The organism is Alteromonas sp. OM2203 (genome assembly GCF_048517045.1).
GTDB lineage: Bacteria > Pseudomonadota > Gammaproteobacteria > Enterobacterales > Alteromonadaceae > Alteromonas > Alteromonas gracilis.
The window spans coordinates 1,169,350-1,191,365 of record NZ_CP183209.1 but is presented as its reverse complement, the minus strand read 5'-3'; the positions used below and the strand labels follow the sequence as shown (position 1 = coordinate 1,191,365).

The window sequence follows — 22,016 nt, the reverse complement described above, 5'->3', positions numbered from 1 at the left end:
ATCGCTTGGCGTTAAATTCTATGCTCGCTCTCTATGAAATTCGTACTTTATTATGTGTGTACAATTTCAAAGAAACGCTGCTAAACCTTAATAACCACTGCACTGTAATTGCTGCGCATCGATATATTGTATGTTGGTTGTGCAAGGGTTGAGCCAAAGTGACCAAGGCTCTACCAATTATTAGAAAGGAGAGCGCTTAGCTCTGAAAAATCGTTGGGTAGCGAACTCGTCCATCATGGCCTGTTCGGCTTTGGCTTCTTTTTTCTGCTCTGCTATCTTCTTCTTATCTAACAGCAAAGTAACGGCTTTAACCTTTTGCTGTTGCTTTAACCACATTTGCTTGCGCTGGTCTGCGGCCATTTGCGCACGAGCAATCACTTGCATTTGCTGCTCACACGCTTTATCCAATTTCCCAACGAAAGATAAATGTTGCTGATAATACGTGGCGGTTACACCTGCCTGACCGGTTTGTTGTATACCTTTGACATAGTCGATACGGTATTGCTCAAGACTGGTTAACTTTTGCTTTTGCTGATTAACGTTTTGCTGAGCCTGCTGATAAAAGCGCGCTTCTCGCTGTTCTTTTTCACGCTCGAATTCGGCTAAACGCTCTAATTGTTTAGACATTGTAGAGCCCATAAGTTAGGGATTCTGAGCACATGCGCATTGCTCGCCAAGCGTATCTTATTGTAATGCCCATTACCCTTGTCCCAGTCCTTTAGCCAGAGCGGCCATGCCTTCTAAGCTTTCATCATAAGGAATGACTTGTTTCATTCCTTGCTGCAATAAGGCATTGATCGCAGGTTCCGCACGTATAGCTAAATCAATACGCGGGTCAGAGCCTTTAGCGTACGCCCCAATTGATATTAGGTCCTGATTTTGTTTGTAATTTGAATAAACTTGTCGAATACGACGGGCCATTAACTGATGCTCCTCACTGACCACCATCGGCATAACACGACTGATGGACGCTTCAATATCGATAGCAGGGTAATGACCACTATCGGCGAGGGTGCGTGACAAGACCACATGGCCATCTAAGATTGCCCTTGCTGCATCGGCAATGGGATCTTGCAAATCATCACCTTCGGTCAAAACAGTGTAGAAAGCCGTTATCGAACCCTGTCGCTCGCTGCCATTGCCCGCCCGTTCAACTAAAGCAGGAAGGCGAGCAAACACTGAAGGCGGGTATCCTTTGGTCGCTGGTGGCTCACCTACCGCAAGCGCAATCTCTCGCTGCGCCATGGCATAGCGGGTTAACGAATCAATCAGCAACAATACCTTCATGCCTTTGTCACGAAAATACTCTGCAATTGTCACCGCGGTCTCGCAGCCTTTTAATCGCATTAACGGCGACGTGTCGGCAGGCGCGGCTACGACCACCGCGCGCTGACGCTCTTCTTCGGTAAGTATTTCGTGAATAAATTCTTTAACTTCTCGACCACGCTCACCAACAAGACCAACGACCACTACATCGGCTTCACAGCCTCGGGTCATCATGCCTAACAGCACACTTTTACCCACGCCACTGCCAGCAAAAAGCCCCATGCGCTGGCCAACACCAACCGTATTCAATGCATTAATGGCGCGTACACCAACGTCCATAGGGGTATTAATTGGGCGACGAATGAGCGGGTTCATTGGAGGACGTGTGGTTGGCGCTCTGGCCTCAGCATCGATTTCGCCGAGCCCGTCAAGAGGCTGGCCATTACCGTCTACGACTCGCCCTAGCAACCCCATTCCTACTGGTAAGCCGCTTTGGCGATTTAACGGCATGACGCGACTTCCTGGCACAATGCCCCGGACAGCTTCAGTCGGCATAAGATAGGTAATGTCGTCACCAAAGCCAACGACTTCAGCCTCTATTTCACCCTCAATGGTTTGAACCAAACACTGACTTCCCACTGGCAACTGACAGCCAACGGCCTCAAGCGTGAGGCCAATACCTCTTACAAGTTTACCAGCAGCTACTACAGGTGGCGAGGTAACCTGCTTGGTTAACGATTCAAAATGATTGTGCCACGGGCTAGTCATCAGACAGCCCTTGGTTTAATAAAAATTTATCGATGACATCGCGGCAGCGACGTTCAATTGACACATCAACGGCATTTTGAGTGGTAGTGATGTCACACCCACCGCGTTCCATCGCCGGCGCTTCAACAAGGTTCCAGCCTTTATTAGCCACTTCTTCATCGCCGAAATGGGACTTTAACAGCTCAATGTCTTCAGGGTTCATATGAATCTGATAGCTGGCTTGATTGATAGGCAATGCTTTGATTCCCTCACTCAACGCTTGAAGAATGACTTGTTGATTGGTACTGACTTCTGTCTTTATTACAGCTTTAGCAAGGGTAACTGCTAGTTTAACGAGCTGGTCCCTTGTGGTGTCGTTAGCCTGAGAAAGCGGTTCATGCAATTTTTCAGCAAGCATTTGCCACACTTCTGCCTGCGTAGCCATCTGCTGACGTCCTTCGTCTAATCCCTGCTCCAGTCCCTCTGCATATCCTTGCTCTTTTCCTTCTGATAAACCAGCTTCGAGCCCTTCGCTTTTGCCTTCTTCAAAACCTTTTTCTTTGCCTTCCTGATACCCTTCATCATAAGCAGCTTGTCTGATAGCTTCGATTTCTTCAGCAGTAGGAGGTTTTATTTCCTCCTCGATTTCTGGGGGCTCGTATTTCCAATCTGAACGCTTATTAAGTGCGTTAGTGGGCTCGTTTTCCCTTGTTGAAGTAGGATCTTCTACAAAGGGTAAATCCCATTTTTTGGCCTCGTTAATCTCATTTTCGCTGAAACTTTTGTTACCGGTCATATGTTTACCTAGACGAGATGGTTCAGGGTGTTAAAAGCTATTCCAGTAGTTAACTACAGGAACTCTTCACCACCACCGCCACCTAGCATAATTTCACCTGAGTCAGAAAGTCGACGGGCGACAGAGAGAATTTCTTTTTGTGCCGTTTCAACTTCACTAATACGTACTGGGCCAAGCGCTTCCAAATCATCAGCAAGCATTTCAGCGGCGCGTTTAGACATGTTCCGCATAATTTTATCTTTAAGTTCTTCATCGGCGCCTTTAATCGCCTTAAGCAGCGCGTCTTGCTGAACTTCTCGCAGAATCGCTTGAATACCTTTGTCGTCCACATCGACCAAGTTGTCGAATACGAACATAAGGTCCTGAATCTGTTGACTCATTTCTTCGTCCTGCTCGCGGATAGCATCCATGAGCTGGCCTTCTATCGCCGTATCGAGATAGTTCATGATGTTCGCAGCTGACTTCAAGCCGCCCATTTTGGCTGCTTGCGTTCCGGCTTGACCTGCAAACTGTTTCTCCATGATCTCGTTAAGTTCTTGTAGCGCCGCTGGCTGAACTTCTTCGAGGTTAGCAATACGCATCAAGAGGTCTAATCTAACTTTTTCCGGGAACTGCGCCAAAATTTCCGCGCTCTGCTCCGGCTCTAAGTAAGATAATACAATAGTTTGAATCTGCGGGTGCTCGTTGCGAATTATGCTGGCCACCTGCTTAGAGTCCATCCATTTAAGTGAATCTAGACCTTTAGCGCCGCTACCCATGAGGATTTGGTCGATTAGATTCGCTGCTTTATCTTCACCTAAAGCTGCAGTAAGCGCTCGCTTCACAAAGTCTTGGCTCTGGAAGCCTATCGTGCTGTAATTCTGAATCTCTTCAATAAAGTGTTTGTGAACTGACGTAATTTTGGTTTGCGTCATGTCGTCCACTTTGGCCATTTCAGCACCTAGTTTTTGAACCTGTTTTGGCTCTAGGTGCTTTAAAATTTGTGCCGCGTCTTCTTCAGATAAGCTCAGCAGTAAGATAGCCGCTTTTTCGACACCTTCTAATTTACTGACGTCATACGACGGCTCTGAAACATTGGCAAGTTCTTCAGCCATAATCTTATCTCACTACTCGTCTTGCATTAACCAGCCCTTCACTACTTGGGCTGATAATTCAGGTTCATTAGCCACTAGGGCGCGCACTGCTTTAAGTACATCTTCATCTTTGTGGAGGTCTGGTAACATCAGCGAGCCGTCAGGCGCGAAGCCAACCTGCCCCTCATCGAAGTCTGACGTTAACATGCTAATGGTGTCATCACCTAAATCAAGACCTTCATCAGCATCAAACTCATCGGCCTCGTTAGACTCGTCAGGGTTGATTAGACGACGCAGCATTGGACGAATTACAAAGATGATAAGCACTATTATAACCAAGCCACCAACAACTAGCTTAAGAATTGGCAGAAATCCTGGTTGCTCCCAAAGCGGCACATCCTCAATTTCCCCTGCGTCCATGCGAGTAAACGGAACACTGACGACTTCTAGCGAGTCACCACGTGTGACATCGAAACCGATACCACCTTGTAAAAGTCTGCGAATATTTAAAAGTTCTTCCTGTTTGCGCGGCGTCGGTGTCATAGCGCCGTCTTCACCAGCGACTTGAGTATAGTCGACGGCAACGGACACACTTAGTCTTCTAATAACGCCGGTTTGCTTTTTGGTATGGCTAATTGTGGTATCAAGCTCGTAATTACGTGTTGACTCTTTTGCGGTACGACCTGGCATTGTTTGCTGAGTACCACCGCCTGCGTTCTCGGGAATAGTAGAGTCAAGTGGAGGTTGGTTTGATAGCGCGCCTGGTATGCCACCAACGCCGCCACCCACGCTATTCTCTTCCATTATCATTTCACTTCGAACCGCGGGAAGGTCTGGATTATAACTACGCTGTGTTTGTTCAATGGCGGTAAAGTCCATTGCCACATCGGCTTGAGCGGTATAGTTTCCGATACCAAGAACGGGTATCAAGATGGCGTCAATTTTTTCTAAGTACTCTTGCTCGCGCTGGCGCTCAATTTCATATTCTTTTCTTGCACGAGAACTCAGTGAGTCTTGTGAACCAGAGTTAAGCAAACGGCCGTTGCTGTCGGTGACCGTCACTTTTGAAGGCTCCATGTTTTGCACGGCAGACGCTACGATATCAACAACAGCGTCCACTTCCTCACCAGCAATCACTGCACCGCGCTTCGCCGTTAAAACAACCGTGGCCGACGCTTTCTTTTCTCTGCGCGCAAATACATTTTCTTTTGGCATCGCCAAGAGAACACGTGCTTTTTGAATACTGGCGATATCTTCGATAGTAGCGGCAATTTGTTGTTCTCGTGCGTGCTTCAGACGCTCCATTTCAACCCGCTGACTGACTCCAAATCCCATATCCTGCATGATGATATCGGTACCAGCATCAGATGTTTTTGTTAACCCTTGGCGGGTCATACCCAAACGTATATTTTGAAATTCATCGCTTTTTACGTAAACAATGTTTCCTTCAAGCTTGTATTCGATTTGGTTTGCGTCCATGTAATCCAGAGTTTCGATAAGCTCCTGGGTTTCCATTTTTGCAAGAGGACGATAATCTGGCTCTTGAGACCAAATAAGAATAAAAATAGCAATGGCCACACAGATAACGAGTACAACGACCAATGCCATTTGACGCATCATGTCAGCACTGCCCAACGTATCCATAAATCCAGATTTATTTTCCGGCTCGTTGTCTACCGTTTGATTTTGATCAGGAACCGTTAGGTTTGTACCTGTTGCTTCAGCCATAACCTACTCCACCTATACCGGCATGTTCATTATTGTTTTATAGGCTTCAAGTACTTTATTTCGTACTTGAACGGTCGCTTCAAAGGCAATGCCTGACTTTTCTTTCGTTAGCATTACCTGCGCTAAGCTAAGGCTAGGGTCCCCCATTTCAAAGCGTTGTTGTACGTCTTTGGACTCTAGCTGCATACTGTTCACGCCATCTACCGCATTTTTAAGCATGGTCGAGAAATCACTTGCAGAGCTATTGATCTCATTAAGCGACTGCTGCTGTTGAGGCTCATTAACTTGAAGACGAGTTTGTCCAATCATGTTTTGCATTTCTTGATACAAACTATTGGCTTTAACGTCCATACCTACTCCTAGTGTTTCTTTGATAACCGCCTAATTGATGGCGAAACGCATTATATAGAAGCGATTTTGCAAGGGCCTTGCCAACTTTTAAAACCCATTAAAATCATAAGGATAGAAAGCAAGAAAGGAGAAAAGCCAAATTAATGACGTTGTTTCAAGGAGCGGGAACAAAAAACCGCCGCCTTCTACACAACAGAGGCGACGGAAAGATAGTTAAAAGAACGATGGATGGAGCCGCTAGCCCTTACGCGGGTACTTCAATGCCGTCTTCACGCATTCGAGCAAGCTTATAGCGAAGGGTTCGGGGGCTAATACCTAGCTTTTCAGCCACGTCTTTTCGTTTACCGTTACACGATACAAGTGTATCAAGGATAATTTGATGCTCTTGATAACGAAGCTCAGAGCCTAGTTTGCTGTCTTCAACATGTTCTTGTACCGCCTCTAACGGTGCGGACATATCTTCATCAATCATAAGATCTGTGGCGTCTATTTCCTTATTTTCACACAAGATTAATGCACGCTGTACAACGTTTTCGAGCTCCCGCACGTTACCTGGCCAAGCATATTGAGACAGCTTATTACGCGCAGCAGCGCTCAAGCGTATTGTGCCTAACCCTTGCGAACTGGCGTGACGCTGGACTAAATGCTCAGCAAGAGGAACAATATCGCCTGGACGTTCACACAATGGTCGCCATTCAATCGGAAATACATTCAAGCGGTAGTATAAGTCCTCTCTGAACTCTCCCGCATCCACCGCCTTTCTTAAGTCTCTGTTGCTCGTGGCAATGACACGCACATTGAGTTTTACGGTTTTGCGGCCACCTAGTCGCTCAACTTCACGCTCTTGTAATACACGAAGGAGTTTAGCTTGCAGCGCCAAATCCATTTCGGTGATTTCATCAAGCAACAGCGTACCGTCTTGGGCTTGCTCAAACTTACCAGGGCACGCTTGAATAGCTCCGGTAAACGCGCCTTTTTCATAGCCAAACAGTGTAGCCTCAAGCATGTTTTCAGGAATTGCTGCACAGTTAATGGCAACAAAAGGAGCATCATTTCGCGGCGACTGATCATGAATATAACGAGATAACACTTCTTTACCGGAACCACTAGGCCCCATTACCATCACAGTAGCGTCTGACTTTGCCACCTTACGGGAAAGCTCTAATAGCTTGAGACTTGAAGGGTCAGCTACAATCGGCGTGCGCGATATTATTTTTTGCGCAGGTGCATATCGCCCTACCAAATTAAGAAGAACTTCTGGCGCAAAAGGCTTCGAGAGGTAATCGGTCGCACCATCTCTCATAGCCTGAACAGCATCGTCGATAGTGGCGTATGCAGTCATTAGCAACACAGGCATGTTAGGATATTTCGCTTTGATGTTTTTCAAAAGCGTAAGTCCGCTCATATCGCCCATTTGAATATCGCTCACCACCAAATCGACAGCGTGTGATGACAACATTAAAAGCGCCTGCTCTGCACAGTCAGCCTCTACCACATTATAGTTGCCAAGCAACAGCGTATCCAGGAGTGCCTCGCGTAAACCTGCGTCATCTTCAACAATTAAAATAGTAGTTTTAGACATGATTTTCTCCTATGACTTACGCAACGTGAGTCAACGAATTTGACGATTGGGTATGGACTTTAAAAGGTAAAGAAATACTAAAGCAGGCACCGCCCTGAGGCATGTCTAAAACACTAAGTGTACCGTTATGTGCATTCACCACCGATTTTACGACCGCCAAGCCCAAACCCGTACCGTGTGTTTTGGTTGTAAAAAACGGCTCAAATATTTTGTGTTTTAGCGAGTCAGGGACGCCAGGTCCCTTATCAACAATAGCGATATTTAAGCGTTCATTATTCATCGTTGCATTGACAACGATTCGCTCGCCTTTGCCAGTGACCTGACTGGCATTATGAATAAGATTTAAAACCGCGCCTTGAAGTGCAGTGAGATTTCCCGTTAACGTTGCTTCTTGATCAAATCCAGAAAAGAGGAGGGATTGCTGTGCTTGCGTTATCATTGATTGAGCGCTTCCTTCAACTGACGCTAAAAGGTCGCTCAAACTAATATTAGTGACCACCTGCTCTTCCCCCGATTTTGCGAAAAGCAGCATGTCGTTAACCTGACTCTCTAACTCTTTAAGTCGATCGCTCAGTTTATTTGCAAATTGTGTTTGCGCCTCTTCCCCTAAGCCTTTACGAGTTAGATTTGAAGCGTAAAGCATGGCAGCAGAAAGTGGAGTGCGTATTTGATGCGCAAGCGACGCAACCATTTTTCCAAGAGAAGATAAGCGCTGCATATGACTGACTCTCGCTTGTAGCTGTCGCGTTTCCGTCAAATCAGTAATTACGATAAGCTGCCCTGGTTCATTTTCAAGCGGCGTGATGGATAGCTTTACACGACGTCCATCGACCAATGAAACTTCATGGCCATCGTCGGCTCTCGGTTTGAAAGAACGTGTAATAATACGACGCCACACTTCCTCTTCTAGCGGCTCACCCAAAAGGGCCTTCGCCTGTTCGTTTGCCTGTCGAACCACGCCTTTGCCATCGAGAACAATTACGCCAGCCGGCATTACTTGAAGTAAATGCTCTAACCTGCTCGCCTGCAAACGCAATGAATCAATATCATCATAACTTGAGCTACAACCCTCGGCACGTGGCATCGCTGCCTCGACACTATCTAGTGTATAAGCTGACGTTGTGTAATCAGTAGAATGTGTGGTGCTGTCAAAAGCCATATAACCCTCGTCAAATTGCAGACGTTGTTCACTATGGCTTAGAGAAAGCAGGAGGCGTGCCAACTGCGAATTGATATATATTTCAAATATATACGAGGTTTTTTAGAGGAAAGCGTAACGTCAATTACCTGACATTACGCATCTTCGGTGCGTTGAATATCGTACTTCCGCATTTTTTCAACAAGGGTTGTTCGCCGCATTCCAAGTTTGTCGGCAGCTCGCGCTACTACCCACTCTTGGTTGTCTAGGGCTTGCCGTATAAGGTTCACTTCAAGCTCAGAAAGATACTCTTTGAGATTAACGCCTTCCTCAGGTAATTCAGAAGAAACCAGGCTATTAAAACTTTGATTATTTGACTGGTTGATATCCTCTTCAGGCTCTTGTGCAGCCGCTTCAGCAAACAACTCGTTAAATGCCTCACGCTCAAGAATCTCTTCGGGATAGTCAGGTTCGTAAGCTTGCACATCACCATACTGATATTTTTCAGGCAAATCAGCGATGTCCACAATTTGTCCGGGATAGAGAATTGTTAGTCGCTCTACTAAATTCGATAGCTCTCTAACGTTACCTGCCCAGTCATGCTCCATAAGAGACGCAATGGCTTGCTCAGTAAAACGCACGGACTCAACGCCATCGCCCTGAATACGACTGTTCAACTCTTGTAGCAACAGGGGAATATCGTCTTTTCTTTGTCTTAAGGCAGGGCTGTCAATTGGGAAAACATTAAGGCGGTAGTACAAGTCCTCGCGAAACTTATCTTCACTGATCATGGTTTCCAAATTACGGTGGGTCGCCGCGATTATGCGAACGTTGCACTGCAGAGGCTTGTTCCCCCCTACCCGTTCGTACGTGCGTTCTTGAAGAACACGCAGCAATTTCACCTGCATTTGAAGCGGCATATCGCCAATTTCATCAAGAAATAGCGTACCACCTTCCGCTAATTCGAAGCGCCCTTTTCGCGCGCTGATCGCGCCTGTGAAGGCCCCTTTCTCATGACCAAACAATTCACTTTCTAACAATTCACCAGGAATGGCACCGCAGTTAACAGGTATGAAAGGACCGTCTTTACGCTCTGATAAAAAGTGTACGTTACGGGCAACGACTTCCTTACCCGTACCAGATTCACCTAGGATCAATACTGTGGCATCAGTAGGGGCAACTTGCTCTACTAAGCGGCGAACAATTTGAATTTGCTCGCTTTTGCCGATAAGGCTTCTAAACAATCGCGTTTTTGTACCCGCGGTGCGAGACAAGCTGGGTTTACGTCTAGAATATTCTTGGCAGCGATGAATAGCCTGAGTTAAAACGGGGTACGTTAATGGGGTTGCTATAACGCTAACTAAATTATGAGCCGCTGTCGCTTGACTGTTATTTTCAACCAGTGCAACAAAAGGTATGTGTGGAAACTTCTCAACCAAGTTGCTTACGATGGTTGAAGAGACATGTTCAATAAGAACAGCGTCAGCACCGCTATCTAGCAAATAGCGTTCACATTCACTAAAGCCTCGTGATTGACACGACTCTCCCATGAACGTAACGATAGTTTCTAAGTTTTGAATAAGTTCCTGGTTGTCACTAACCAGCAAAATGTTCTTCATCAATTCCCCGAGGACGCTTTGTTATTATTTACAGTTTAGCGCATTTCTAAATTGTAACGACAAAAGATCGGAGCGCAACCGCTGATTTGGGAAATGTATCAATAAAAAAAGCAGGTTACCCTGCTTCTTTCGATTAATAATGGTGAATTTCGTTAAAAACCACCTAACTTAGTAAAGACAAAACCTGTCCTTCTTGCTGATTAGCCTGCGCTTGAACGGTAAGAGCAGCTTGCCCTAAAACATCGTTAGATGCGCGCTCTGATGCTGCTTGAGCAAAATCTAAGTCTTGGATTCGGCTTCTCGCTTCTGCAGTATTAATGTTCGACTGAGTAAGAGAACGCGCTGCACTTTCAAAGCGATTTTGCGTTGCGCCTAAATCGCCACGGGCGCTGCCCAGTGTTTCGATTGCTGCATCAGTTGCATCTAGTGCATCCTCAATACTTGTTCCCGCCGTTACATCGATCGCGAGCACATCACTTAGCTCTGAAGATATATCTCGCGTGTTCACGCTTATCGATTGCCCAGCACTTGCCCCTGATTGAAAATCAAGTGTACCGTTTTCAGATAATAACGGTTTGCCAGCGAAGTTGGTCTGCTCAATGGTTTGCGAAATATTTTCTTGCAGCTGCGTTATTTCAGATTGAATTGCACGACGATCGCCACTGCTTAACACTCCACTGCCCGACTGTAAGGTAAGCTCACGAATACGGTTAACGTCGTCATTTATGCTTCCGAGGCCGCCTTCTGCGACTTGCGCAAGGGAGATGCCGTCATAAACATTGTTTATTGCCTGACGGCTGCCCTCTACTTCAGAGGTGAGACGATCGATGATTTGCTGGGCTGAAGCATCATCTAGCGCGTTATTAACTTTCTTGCCGCTGGCAAGCTTCTCCATCAAAGACTCTTGTCGCTCTTGCACTTGACTGAGAATAGAAGACGTTGAGCTATTAACTTGCATGATACTTTCCTAAGTTTTATAACCCCTATAGTTTAGCAGAACACTGAATAAAATATAGTCAACCATTTGTATAATGATTAATACCTCTGACGTATAAATTATACGCTCATGTAACTGTTTGACTTGCCGATAAGTTTAGCGTGTACAATTCATTTATTTTCAGAGAATAATATTATGACAACTGTGGTGACCTACGGCACCTTCGACTTATTCCATATTGGGCATGTACGACTTTTAAAGCGATTACATAGCCTCGGTGATAGGCTTGTAGTTGGGTTATCCTCTGACGAATTTAATACCATCAAAGGTAAAAACGTCGTTATTCCTTATGCTGATAGAAAGGAAATATTGCTTTCTTGCCGTTATGTCGATGACGTATTTGAGGAGAACTGTTGGGAACAGAAACGGGAAGATTTAAAAAGAGAAAACGCTGATATCTTTGCAATGGGTGATGACTGGATTGGAAAGTTCGATGATCTGCAAGATATCGTTAAAGTTGTGTATCTGCCACGTACACAAGATGTCTCTACTACTGAACTTAAAACCGTTATCAGTGAAATTCAAAACGAAAAAATTCGCCAACTGAAAAGTCTAACAGAGCATTTAAATGCGTTAATGCAGCGGCTTTGAGTTCGTTATCAGATTTGAGCTAGCCTTTTTTGAACGGAACAAGTAAATGAACGTAGCTATAATCCCCGCAAGGGGCGGAAGCAAACGCATTCCTAAAAAAAATATAAAACCGTTTTGCGGTAAACCTATGGTTGCCCATGCAATAGAAAACGCGTTGGCAAGCCCTTATGTAGACAAAGTAGTGGTTTCAACAGATGATGAATCTATTGCGAACGTAGCAATAGATTATGGTGCTGAGGTGCCATTCATGAGACCTGCAGAATTGGCAGATGATTACACAGGCACTAGTCCCGTAGTTCGCCATGCTCTGAGCACTCTGTTAGAAAAAGGCTGGGATATAAATTATTGCGCCTGCGTTTATGCAACATCGCCTCTTCTGACCACATCATTAATTAATTCTTGCTATGAAATGCTAATGAACGCTGACAATACAGACTACGTCTTTACAGCGGCAAGATTCTCATTTCCAATTCAACGTGCGATATTACAAACCGAAAATGGCGGCGTAAAACCTTTTGACGATTTTGGGATTACTCAGCGCTCACAGGATTTACCACCAGCCTTTCATGATGCAGGACAGTTGTATTGGGGCCATCACAAAACCTGGCTTGATACTACCAAACGTATTTTTGGCGCAAACTCGAAAATGGTAGTAATGCCAGACCACTTAGTGCAAGACATTGATACACCTGAAGATTGGGTTAGAGCTGAACTGCTTTACAAGCTTTTACAGAGCGAAAACGTAGAGTGAGGATTGTTTTTAGGGTCGATGGTACGGCCCAAATAGGACTCGGCCACGTTATGCGTTGCTTAACCTTGGCCACACAATTACTTCCCTTACACAGCATAACATTCCTGTGTTGCGCGCTGCCTTTAACTCTACAACAACAGATTCAGCGTGCTGGAATTGCAATATTAACCACGCCATCGCTTGATGAAGGCGAACTGGAAGATAATGCTTCGGCGGTCTTAAATGAAGTAGAACAAGCCTCTCATGCAACTCACTGTATAGCGCTTCTTGATGACATGAACGATGAGTCTATCGACATGCTTATAGTCGACCACTATCAGCTATCAGCTTCGTTTAGTAAAGTGATGCGCAGTCGCTGCAAACATATTGTTGTCATTGACGATTTAGCAAACCGCCAACACGACTGTGACGTGATTTTGGACCAAAATCTCTTTGAGGACTTTGAATTCCGATACGATCAGCTTGTCCCTCCTCATTGCCAAAAACTCTTAGGACCCGAGTTCGCTATTTTAAGAAATGAGTTTTACCGCGCACCACCAATGCCTAGAAATGACAATCATATTCTAGTCTGCTTTGGCGGCAGCGACCCTGGGAATTTAACAGAGCGCGTCGTTGATGTTTTGATTGAATTAAAGTCTTTAACTTTTTCAGCCGATATTGTTGTCGGAGCGGCTTATTCCGGCGTTAGTACACTTAAAGCAAAAGTTGAACGCCTACCTAACGCGAAGCTTCATGTCACTTGCGGTCACATATCTGAGCTTATGAAAGCCGCCAATACAATGATTGGCGCTGGAGGTTCGATGCACTGGGAGCGCGCGGCATCGGGGGTAGCGGGCATAATTATCACATTGGCTGATAATCAAGTTGAAACGACGCGGTGCTTGCACGAACGGCATTGCTGTTTGTGGCTAGGAGCATGTGACGAGGTCACAAACGAAGATATTAGCAAGGCCGTTGAATTTGCGATAAATTCCCCGCAAGAAATGCGTAAACTGGCAAACAACGCGGTATCTTTGGTGAGCGCAAACAAAAATCCATCTTTTGTAATGGATACTATATTGAACATTGTTACGAGGTAGTCATGAAACCAATCACAATCGGTGATATTCAAATTGGTCCGGGTCTCGCTCCCTTTATCATCGCAGAAATGTCTGGAAATCATGGACAATCATTAGAAAAAGCCTACCGACTCATTGATGCAGCTGCAGAAGCTGGCGCACATGCCATAAAATTGCAAACCTATACGCCAGACACGATCACTTTGGATTGTCATGAAGGCGAATTTTTTATTGAAGACACAAATAGTCTTTGGAAAGGAAACTCTTTGTATAACCTCTACAAAGAGGCGATGACGCCTTGGGAATGGCATAAGGAGCTATTCGACTATGCCAAAGAGAAAGGCCTATTGGCATTTAGCACGCCCTTCGATTTAACCGCTGTCGACTTCCTAGAAACATTGAATTCTCCTTGTTACAAAGTAGCGTCTTTTGAAAATACTGACCACGCTATCCTAGCGGCTGTAGCAAAGACAGGGAAACCCGTTATTGTCTCTACAGGCATGGCTAGCCAGGCAGAAATAGCCGAGTCTGTTGAAGTACTTCGTTCCAATGGGTGTGATGACATCATATTACTTAAGTGCACCAGTAATTACCCAGCAAACCCGGTAGACGCCAACTTAAAGACAATTCCTCATTTGAGCGAACTTTTCGACTGTCACGTTGGACTTTCCGACCATACACCGGGGGTGGGGGTAGCTGTCGCTGCGGTGGCACTTGGCGCAACAGTCATTGAAAAGCATTTTGTTTTAGACAGAAACGGCGGAGAGGTTGACGCAGAATTTTCTCTTGAACCCCATGAAATTAAGCTGCTTGTTGAGGAAACGGCGCGGGCAGCGGTAGCAATTGGAAAGGTGAGTTATGGCGCCACCGAGCGAGAAAAGGCCTCGTTGGTACACCGACGCTCTTTATACATTGCCGAAGATATGAGAGCCGGCGATACATTAAATGCGGAGAATTTACGCTCTGTTCGTCCAGGACTTGGACTGCCTCCCAAATACCTTCCCCTTTTGCTTGGAAAGCAAATCAAGTGCGACGCACCAAAAGGTACCCCTATGAGTTGGGAGCTACTGTGAGATGAGAGCCATTCTGTTCGGTGCAAGTAAGGCCGGAGAAAACTACGTTTCTAATCACCCAGATATAGAAGTCGTGGCATTCACGGATAACGATAGTGCGAAACACGGAACTCGTTTTATGGGTTATCCCATCATTGCACCCGCAGATATCAATACTCACGATGTCGACAGCATAATTATCACCAGTCAGTGGGTTGATCAAATCTATTCCCAGCTTACCGAAGAAATGGGTATTAATGAGTCGAATATCATTGTACCGAGTAAGCAGTCGGTAAAAGCTGCCTTGCCTTTCGAAGACAATGAAACGTTAGCCTTTGCCCAGTCCGTAATGCGTACGCTAAATCGATACTTCGTTTCCCACAACATTTCAGCGTGTCTAGATTCTGGAACTTTATTAGGTGCTGTGAGAAATAAAGGGCTCATACCTTGGGATGACGATATAGATTTAGCTGTAGATAAAGACAATTACGAAAGGTTACAGGCATCGCTACCTGAGCTTTATAAATTATTAAACACAAACTATGACGTAAAATGGAATATCGTCATTATCACGGTCAACAACATAGACTGTTGCATCAACCTAGAGTTTAGTAATTTATCACACACCCAATTAGTTCCTTTTGATATAAGTATACAGCGCAGAGACTCGATAAATGGTTTATCTGAACTCTTGTCCTCGGGCGGGCTGTTTTTTGCCCCCGCTACACATTTCGACAGCTACGAGCCAATCGAGTTTTTAGGTGAAACCTTTCTTGCCCCATTCGATGCAGAAGGCTTTCTCACATTTATGTATGGACATTGGCAAACGCCCAAAAAGACGACACAAATTACGGAATACGAAAATAGAAGAGCATCGATGTCAGCACCTAGAACAGGTATAAGCGTGCAAAAACGTACGCTTTGTGAATGAGCGTGATAGCTAAGGTGTCAAATTAACGTGAACGTATTACTTTCAAGCGCTAGCAATAAAGTTCCACTATTAAAAGCGCTTCAATGCGCAGTTAAGCGTATCGATAATAAAGGCATAGTCACGGCGGGAGATTTAAGTAGCCAAGTACTCACACGACACTTTTGCGATGCATTTTGGCAAATGCCACCCACAACACAAGAAAACGCAGATGAGATTATTGCCCAGCTCAAGCATCGAAGAATTACTCATATTCTCCCAAGTAGAGACGGCGAACTGCTTTTTTGGGCAAGGCGAAAAAACAACTTAAAAAGCGCTAACATTCAAGTGCTTATTTCTGATGAAAGTGCAATTGAGCTTTGTTTAGATAAATTAAGATTCGGCCAATGCGGTATTCCTTTTATCATCCCTTCATTTGAAAGCATCGAAGAGGTGAAAACGGTTATTCAGGACACACAGCCATCGCGTTACGTGGTCAAAGAACGTTTTGGTGCGGGTAGTAAAGCGGTTGGTCTTAATCTAAACGAAAACGACGCAGTGCAGCACGCCAAAGGTCTATCCTCCCCTATTTTTCAATTATACAAAGCAGGTCAAGAAATTAGCGTAGACGCTTGGCTAACGAAGGATCATTTGGTTAAAGCGGCCGTGTGCCGTGTGCGAGACTTGGTTGTTAACGGTGAATCCCAAATTACTTATACTTTACCGAATTGCCCTTTTACAGCACAGGTGACACAAACACTTTCTAAACTAGCACTTTCTGGCCCCGTTGTATTACAGGGCATCATAATTGATGGAGCGCTTCACATCATTGAGTGTAATTCGCGATTTGGAGGCGCTTCAACTTTAGGTATCAAAGCAGGTGTTGATAGTCTTTATTGGAGCTTGTGCGAGAGTATAGGTGAAGATATCGATTCGTTGCCCGTGGACCTCGCATCCCATAAAATTACGCAGATCAGAGCTGCTACCGACTATTACCTATGATTTATATCTTCGACCTAGATGATACCCTTTATGATGAGCGCCAATATGTAGAGTCTGGTCTTGCAGCCGTTGCCTCATTTGTGGAAAAAAACTGGAATGTTGATAAGCGACGTGGCTTTCAAGAATTAGTTACTCTACTTGATCGAAATGGTCGTGGTCGAATTTTCAATGATTATCTAGCTAACCATGGTATAGCAGTCAATAAGAGAAATGTACGTGCCTGTGTTTCAGCATATCGCTTACACCAACCCACTTTGACTTTGCCCGACAATCACATAACGTTGCTAGAAAGTTTGCCCAAGCCACTTTACCTCGTAACCGACGGAAATAAAGTGGTACAAAGTAAGAAAGTGGAAGCACTCAACATAGCGCACTACTTTAAGCGCGTATTTGTCACTCACCGCTTTGGAGTGAAACATGCTAAACCTTCTACTTATTGTTTTGAAAAAATCAAACAAGCAGAACAGTGTCAGTGGCACGAAATGGTTTACATTGGTGACAATCCAGCGAAAGACTTCGTTAATTTAAATAAACTTGAAATGCCAACTGTTCGGGTGCTAACTGGTGTTCACAAAAAGGCACCTGCCAAACCTGGATTCGATGCACAGTTCACCATACAAAACCTAGATGAACTTCCAGCCCTCGGGCTTTGAGCCGTATTAGGCGGCATCTCAACATATTTAGTAAAAAAGAATCAGTGCTTAATCTACCTGCAATAAACAACACGTTCTACCTAAACACTAAGAAAACTACACCTTTAGGACTAATAATCCTCACCTAAGCGCATAGATTCTAAAGCTTTATGGCAAAAATGCCGACACATGATATATTGTGTTCATAACCATAAAAACAGCGGGCAAGCTATGTTCGATGGAAAATCGATTCTCATAACAGGTGGAACGGGTTCATTTGGCCATAAGTACACTGAGACTCTGTTAGCGAGATACAAACCAAAGCGCTTAATAATTTACTCACGCGACGAACTCAAACAGTTCGAAATGCAGCAAAAATTTCACGCGCCTTGCATGCGATATTTTATTGGCGATGTTCGTGACAGAGAACGTCTTAATCGCGCCATGCAAGGTGTTGACTTTGTTATACATGCAGCAGCTATGAAACAAGTCCCTGCCGCTGAGTACAACCCTACCGAATGTATTCGTACGAATATCGATGGTGCCGAAAATGTAATTAACGCTGCCATTGATAATAACGTTGAAAAAGTTATTGCGTTGTCTACAGATAAAGCCGCCAACCCGGTTAACTTATACGGTGCTACTAAATTAGCTTCAGATAAATTGTTCGTTGCAGCCAATAATATTGTGGGAGCCGGTGCATCTCGATTTTCCGTAGTGCGTTACGGCAATGTAGTGGGTTCTCGTGGCTCTGTGGTGCCTTTTTTCAATAAGTTGATAGCGGAAAACAGCGATCATATTCCTGTTACGCACAAAGACATGACCCGTTTTTGGATTACTCTTCAGCAGGGCGTCGACTTTGTACTTAAAAACTTTGAGCGCATGTTGGGTGGCGAGATTTTCGTACCTAAAATCCCATCTATTCGAATTACTGACCTCGCGACTGCAATGGCACCGGATATTCCAATAAAATATGTAGGCATTCGTCCAGGTGAAAAACTTCATGAAATGATGTGCCCTGGCGACATGTCGCTGCATACTTTTGAGTTCGATGACCACTTTGTTATTGCCCCAGCTATCAAGTTTTTCCACCGAAGCAACAATTTTACTAGCAATGCACTTAGCGAACAGGGAAAGCTTGTAGAGTCGGGTTTCGAGTACGTTTCAGACACAAACGAACATTTCCTGAGTATTGAGGAGATACAGAAGTTCAATGAGGAAGCACAATAGTGATTCCTTATGGGCGACAGCATCTTGATGAAGAAGATGTAAAAGCCGTTGTCGAAACCTTAACATCAAACTGGTTAACACAAGGCCCTGCAGTTCCTAAATTTGAAGCAGCTCTTGCTGATTACTGTGGCGCCGAATTTGGCGTTGCCGTGAATAGCGCAACTTCGGCACTTCATATTGCCTGTTTAGTGTTAGGTGTTGGCGAGGATGACCTTGTTTGGACGTCACCTAATTCATTCGTAGCATCTTCTAATTGCGCATTGTATTGCGGTGCTTCGGTTGACTTTGTAGATATTGACCTGCAAACAGGCAATATGTGTATGAAAGCGTTAAAGCAGAAGCTTGAGCATGCCCAAAACATCAATACACTGCCTAAGGTGGTTATTCCGGTTCACTTTGCTGGACAGCCATGCGATATGGAGAGCCTCCACGTATTGGCAAAGCAGTTTGGCTTTTATGTTATCGAAGATGCATCACACGCCATTGGTGCTAAATATAAAGGCGCGTTCATAGGCAGCGGGCAGTATGCTGACATTTGCGTTTTTAGCTTTCACCCAGTGAAGTTAATTACCACTATGGAAGGCGGTATGGCCCTCACAAATAATAGTGAATGGGCAGAGAAAATGCGCATGCTGCGCAGCCATGGCATAACAAACAATCCAGAAATGATGACAGAAGAAAGTCATGGACCTTGGTACTACCAACAAATTTCGTTAGGCTTTAATTATCGTATGACGGATGTAGAGGCCGCGCTAGGACTAAGCCAGCTGGATAAACTTGAAGTATTTCTGGAAAAAAGAAACGCACTAGCAGCACACTACGATAGATTATTTAGCGGATGTGAAACCATAACACCGTTGAAGCAAAACGCTGATGGCTATTCCAGCTATCATCTTTATGTGGTTCGCATAGATTCGCTTACTGATAAACAGCATGCCGACCTTGTGACGAATTTACGTGAACAAGGTATTTTTGCGCACGTGCATTATATTCCTATTCATATGCAGCCCTATTACAAGAACTTAGGCTTTAAACTTGGCGACTTTCCAAATGCGGAGACTTACTATCAGCAAGCGGTGACATTACCGCTTTTTCCGGAGTTAACATTTGAACAGGTTGAATTTGTTGTGAACATACTTGCTGAAGAGATAAAGCGCTAATTTAAAATCCGGTGTTCAGTCTTGTTTCATGTCAGACTGTGTGGGCCGTATTGATGGCAGCAAACATACTAGCATTTCCTTATTACCGAAATACAATCTAACGCTTTTATCCCCCAATCCATAATCTGCTGCTCTTCAACAATAAAGCCACTTTTTCTACAAATATGACGCATGTCTTCTGCGTTGAACTCGCTACGACAATGAGGATTTTTTCTCCAATTTTTGTCTGCTTTGAAATCTTCGTGTTCTCTAGCGTTTGAATGGTGTAGCACAGCGTAACCACCGATAGATAGGATGCGGGAAAACTCACTTAATATATAATCAACGCTCTTGTAATCGAAATGCACCATCGCATCCCAGCTGTAAATAAAACTCACGCTGCCACTATCTGCCGGGATTTTTTCAGGCTTACTTACGCGGCATTCCACATTTTCTTTCTCGTCAAACCTTGAGGCACAATGGCTGATTGCTTCTTGACTTGTGTCTACACAAATAAGTGACTCACAGTTACCGCTTAACAAGTCAGCAATTCGGCCTTTACCGCAAGCAAAATCCATTACTTGGGATAAATTGAAATTATATTTTTGCATCAAGGGCTCAAGATAGGTCTGAAACTGCACCTCATTATGCCCTTCTGCATCTTTATAATACTCGTTCCAATCGAAAGTATGGGGCTCATATTGCCCCTCTTCCATTACATGGTTAGCATTAAGTTTAACAACTCTGTTTGCGTTGACGCCCAGTTTTTTTAAGTGAAGCTCTATCTCATCGGCAAATTTTAAAGACGCTACAATAATTGGGTACGCTGGTAGCCGAAGCAATGCGTCTTCTCGAACAAATTTAATTGCTCCCTCTTGCTTTGCAGACGTTATTTTTTTGTCCGTAACGTAAATAGTGCCAAAGAACCTCGTTACTTCTAATTGCTGTATGAATAACTGACCGATATCACCAGCACCGTAGATTATAACACCCTCGCTTTTTGGAACATCACCGAATGGAAAAAGATAAAACATATAAATCCCTATATAACAGTTAACGCTTTATGGCGTAATGAGTTCGTAATGTCTTGTTTGTGAGGAAGCGTTGCAACAACTACTGCTTCGACCTGTTCAGTCATCAAATTTTCTGGAGAAACAATGGAAAAGGAAAAGCACTTTCCAGTTAAGTACGTATCAACAACTTGTTTAATAACAATGTGGGGAAGCTTTTGTTCTAGCGCTTTAATAATTCGTCTTCCACGCGCCCCAGCTCCCCAAATGGCAATTTGACCACTGGTAGTAAATGTTTCTTTTAGTTTTTCGAGGATGGCATGGTCTTCACTATCAAGAAACAATGACAACGTATTGTTCTCGAAAGGTATATCTTCAAAAAATCTCCTATATTGCTCTGTGTAAGGGTGTGCTGAAGAAAGATGCCATGGTTTTTCTTGACCAGTAAAATGTACCACCACGGGCGAAGTAACATCTGAATGCATTATTGTGTAAGTTTGCGCGTTAAACTTTGCGTCTAAATAGTGAGCCTGTTCATCAAGCACCTTATTTAAAACATCCTGGTCATTGTATTCCCATTGCTCTCTTGAACCATGAACAGACGTCAGATGTTGAAACGTATCATTTTCTCGCCACTTCGCTAGATCTATAAGCATTACGCCAGCATTAAAATAACTTTTTGAGGAAAGCGCTATTTTTTCCGGCCTGTTTTGAGACGTTAAGGAATGATCCTCGACAACACCAACCGTTTTGCCGTCAAGTGACTCATCCCAAAGTGTCTTTATGTCACCTGTGAAGAGAATATCAGCATCCAGATAAACGACCCTATCTAACTGTGGCAATATTTCAGCAAGTGCATAACGAATGAAAGTAATGCCATTTAAGCGCCCTTGGTAACGTTCACTAAGTTTGCCTTCCGTTATGTTTGCCTTGTAAGCAATAAAATTGATCGTTACCTTTTCACTTTCTAGCATTCTTAGACATCGTTTTACCTCCGAAGATAAATTGCCGACAATATTAAGGGATACACACGAGTCGGTATTTTTAATAAGGCTGGCAAGGCTCACCGCTAAATAAGGCGCAAAATTATCATCGATACAAAAAGCGACATTTATCATTTGTATGACCTCTAAATTAGCAGTAACAAGACGGAGTACGTCAAATTTGTGTTCTACATGTCAAACTACTGGGGAGTAAAAATTTATGTTCCTGATAGACAAACTAAAGCTATAGACAGTAAATAAAGCCTTACTTGTCGCTTCATAAACACATAGTAAACACATAAACTCTAATCGAAAAGAGTTGTATCGGCTCATTCTAATAAAACTATAGAAACCATTTCGTTAA

21 protein-coding genes are annotated in these 22,016 nt (G+C 44.2%); 9 read left to right on the top strand and 12 right to left on the bottom strand.

Annotation, left to right across the window (positions count from 1 at the left end; translation table 11 throughout):
* Window positions 1–180 precede the first annotated feature (180 nt).
* The 10 genes from fliJ to ACM0P2_RS05245 all read right to left on the bottom strand — a co-directional run bounded on the left by fliJ (window position 181) and on the right by ACM0P2_RS05245 (window position 11,258).
* Complete coding sequence (gene fliJ, locus ACM0P2_RS05290; protein ID WP_105930269.1) at window positions 181–627, bottom strand: flagellar export protein FliJ; 447 nt, start codon at window positions 625–627, stop codon at window positions 181–183.
* A gap of 72 nt (window positions 628–699) precedes the next feature.
* Window positions 700–2,034: a flagellar protein export ATPase FliI gene (gene fliI, locus ACM0P2_RS05285; RefSeq protein ID WP_105930200.1), complete on the bottom strand. Its 1,335-nt coding sequence runs from the start codon at window positions 2,032–2,034 to the stop codon at window positions 700–702.
* Complete coding sequence (gene fliH / locus ACM0P2_RS05280) at window positions 2,027–2,809, bottom strand: flagellar assembly protein FliH (RefSeq protein WP_159119437.1); 783 nt, start codon at window positions 2,807–2,809, stop codon at window positions 2,027–2,029. The genes fliI and fliH overlap by 8 nt, the downstream gene beginning before the upstream one ends.
* A gap of 53 nt (window positions 2,810–2,862) precedes the next feature.
* Window positions 2,863–3,903, bottom strand: coding sequence for a flagellar motor switch protein FliG (fliG, locus tag ACM0P2_RS05275; protein WP_105930202.1), 1,041 nt, complete (start codon window positions 3,901–3,903; stop codon window positions 2,863–2,865).
* Window positions 3,904–3,915: 12 nt separating this feature from the next.
* Window positions 3,916–5,610, bottom strand: a complete 1,695-nt coding sequence (fliF, locus tag ACM0P2_RS05270; RefSeq protein ID WP_159119436.1) for a flagellar basal-body MS-ring/collar protein FliF — start codon at window positions 5,608–5,610, stop codon at window positions 3,916–3,918.
* A 12-nt stretch (window positions 5,611–5,622) separates the two neighbouring features.
* Window positions 5,623–5,961 carry a flagellar hook-basal body complex protein FliE gene (gene fliE / locus ACM0P2_RS05265; RefSeq protein WP_159119435.1) on the bottom strand — a complete coding sequence of 113 codons (339 nt, stop codon included), beginning with the start codon at window positions 5,959–5,961 and terminating at the stop codon, window positions 5,623–5,625.
* Between the two features lie 244 nt (window positions 5,962–6,205).
* Window positions 6,206–7,543 carry a sigma-54-dependent transcriptional regulator gene (locus ACM0P2_RS05260; RefSeq protein WP_159119434.1) on the bottom strand — a complete coding sequence of 446 codons (1,338 nt, stop codon included), beginning with the start codon at window positions 7,541–7,543 and terminating at the stop codon, window positions 6,206–6,208.
* 16 nt (window positions 7,544–7,559) lie between these two features.
* Complete coding sequence (locus ACM0P2_RS05255; protein ID WP_159119433.1) at window positions 7,560–8,702, bottom strand: sensor histidine kinase; 1,143 nt, start codon at window positions 8,700–8,702, stop codon at window positions 7,560–7,562.
* A 134-nt stretch (window positions 8,703–8,836) separates the two neighbouring features.
* The gene (locus ACM0P2_RS05250) at window positions 8,837–10,300 is read right to left on the bottom strand and encodes a sigma-54 dependent transcriptional regulator (RefSeq protein ID WP_159119432.1); all 1,464 of its coding nucleotides are present in this window, start codon (window positions 10,298–10,300) and stop codon (window positions 8,837–8,839) included.
* 163 nt (window positions 10,301–10,463) lie between these two features.
* Window positions 10,464–11,258 (bottom strand): flagellin, encoded by a 795-nt coding sequence (locus ACM0P2_RS05245; RefSeq protein WP_105930208.1) that lies wholly within the window; start codon window positions 11,256–11,258, stop codon window positions 10,464–10,466.
* A gap of 174 nt (window positions 11,259–11,432) precedes the next feature.
* Here ACM0P2_RS05245 and ACM0P2_RS05240 point away from each other — a divergent pair, with 174 nt between their 5' ends.
* From ACM0P2_RS05240 to pseC, 9 genes are all read left to right on the top strand, one after another.
* Window positions 11,433–11,888, top strand: a complete 456-nt coding sequence (locus ACM0P2_RS05240; protein ID WP_105930209.1) for an adenylyltransferase/cytidyltransferase family protein — start codon at window positions 11,433–11,435, stop codon at window positions 11,886–11,888.
* A 46-nt stretch (window positions 11,889–11,934) separates the two neighbouring features.
* Window positions 11,935–12,639 carry a pseudaminic acid cytidylyltransferase gene (gene pseF / locus ACM0P2_RS05235; protein ID WP_105930210.1) on the top strand — a complete coding sequence of 235 codons (705 nt, stop codon included), beginning with the start codon at window positions 11,935–11,937 and terminating at the stop codon, window positions 12,637–12,639.
* A 50-nt stretch (window positions 12,640–12,689) separates the two neighbouring features.
* Window positions 12,690–13,718: a UDP-2,4-diacetamido-2,4,6-trideoxy-beta-L-altropyranose hydrolase gene (gene pseG, locus ACM0P2_RS05230; protein WP_236547141.1), complete on the top strand. Its 1,029-nt coding sequence runs from the start codon at window positions 12,690–12,692 to the stop codon at window positions 13,716–13,718.
* Between the two features lie 2 nt (window positions 13,719–13,720).
* Window positions 13,721–14,770, top strand: a complete 1,050-nt coding sequence (gene pseI / locus ACM0P2_RS05225; RefSeq protein WP_159119431.1) for a pseudaminic acid synthase — start codon at window positions 13,721–13,723, stop codon at window positions 14,768–14,770.
* A gap of 1 nt (window position 14,771) precedes the next feature.
* On the top strand, window positions 14,772–15,680 hold the full coding sequence (locus ACM0P2_RS05220; RefSeq protein ID WP_159119430.1) for a LicD family protein: 909 nt from the start codon (window positions 14,772–14,774) through the stop codon (window positions 15,678–15,680).
* Between the two features lie 27 nt (window positions 15,681–15,707).
* Window positions 15,708–16,658: an ATP-grasp domain-containing protein gene (locus ACM0P2_RS05215; RefSeq protein WP_159119429.1), complete on the top strand. Its 951-nt coding sequence runs from the start codon at window positions 15,708–15,710 to the stop codon at window positions 16,656–16,658.
* The gene (locus ACM0P2_RS05210; protein WP_159119428.1) at window positions 16,655–17,311 is read left to right on the top strand and encodes an HAD family hydrolase; all 657 of its coding nucleotides are present in this window, start codon (window positions 16,655–16,657) and stop codon (window positions 17,309–17,311) included. Before ACM0P2_RS05215 ends, ACM0P2_RS05210 begins: the two co-directional genes overlap by 4 nt.
* A gap of 210 nt (window positions 17,312–17,521) precedes the next feature.
* The gene (pseB, locus tag ACM0P2_RS05205) at window positions 17,522–18,520 is read left to right on the top strand and encodes a UDP-N-acetylglucosamine 4,6-dehydratase (inverting) (protein ID WP_159119427.1); all 999 of its coding nucleotides are present in this window, start codon (window positions 17,522–17,524) and stop codon (window positions 18,518–18,520) included.
* Complete coding sequence (gene pseC / locus ACM0P2_RS05200; protein ID WP_419227390.1) at window positions 18,520–19,680, top strand: UDP-4-amino-4,6-dideoxy-N-acetyl-beta-L-altrosamine transaminase; 1,161 nt, start codon at window positions 18,520–18,522, stop codon at window positions 19,678–19,680. The genes pseB and pseC overlap by 1 nt, the downstream gene beginning before the upstream one ends.
* Before the next feature lie 68 nt (window positions 19,681–19,748).
* Here pseC and ACM0P2_RS05195 read toward each other — a convergent pair whose 3' ends face one another.
* Both ACM0P2_RS05195 and ACM0P2_RS05190 read right to left on the bottom strand, forming a co-directional pair.
* Window positions 19,749–20,693 (bottom strand): class I SAM-dependent methyltransferase, encoded by a 945-nt coding sequence (locus ACM0P2_RS05195; protein ID WP_159119425.1) that lies wholly within the window; start codon window positions 20,691–20,693, stop codon window positions 19,749–19,751.
* 8 nt (window positions 20,694–20,701) lie between these two features.
* Window positions 20,702–21,787 carry a glycosyltransferase family 8 protein gene (locus ACM0P2_RS05190; protein WP_173359444.1) on the bottom strand — a complete coding sequence of 362 codons (1,086 nt, stop codon included), beginning with the start codon at window positions 21,785–21,787 and terminating at the stop codon, window positions 20,702–20,704.
* Window positions 21,788–22,016 lie beyond the last annotated feature (229 nt).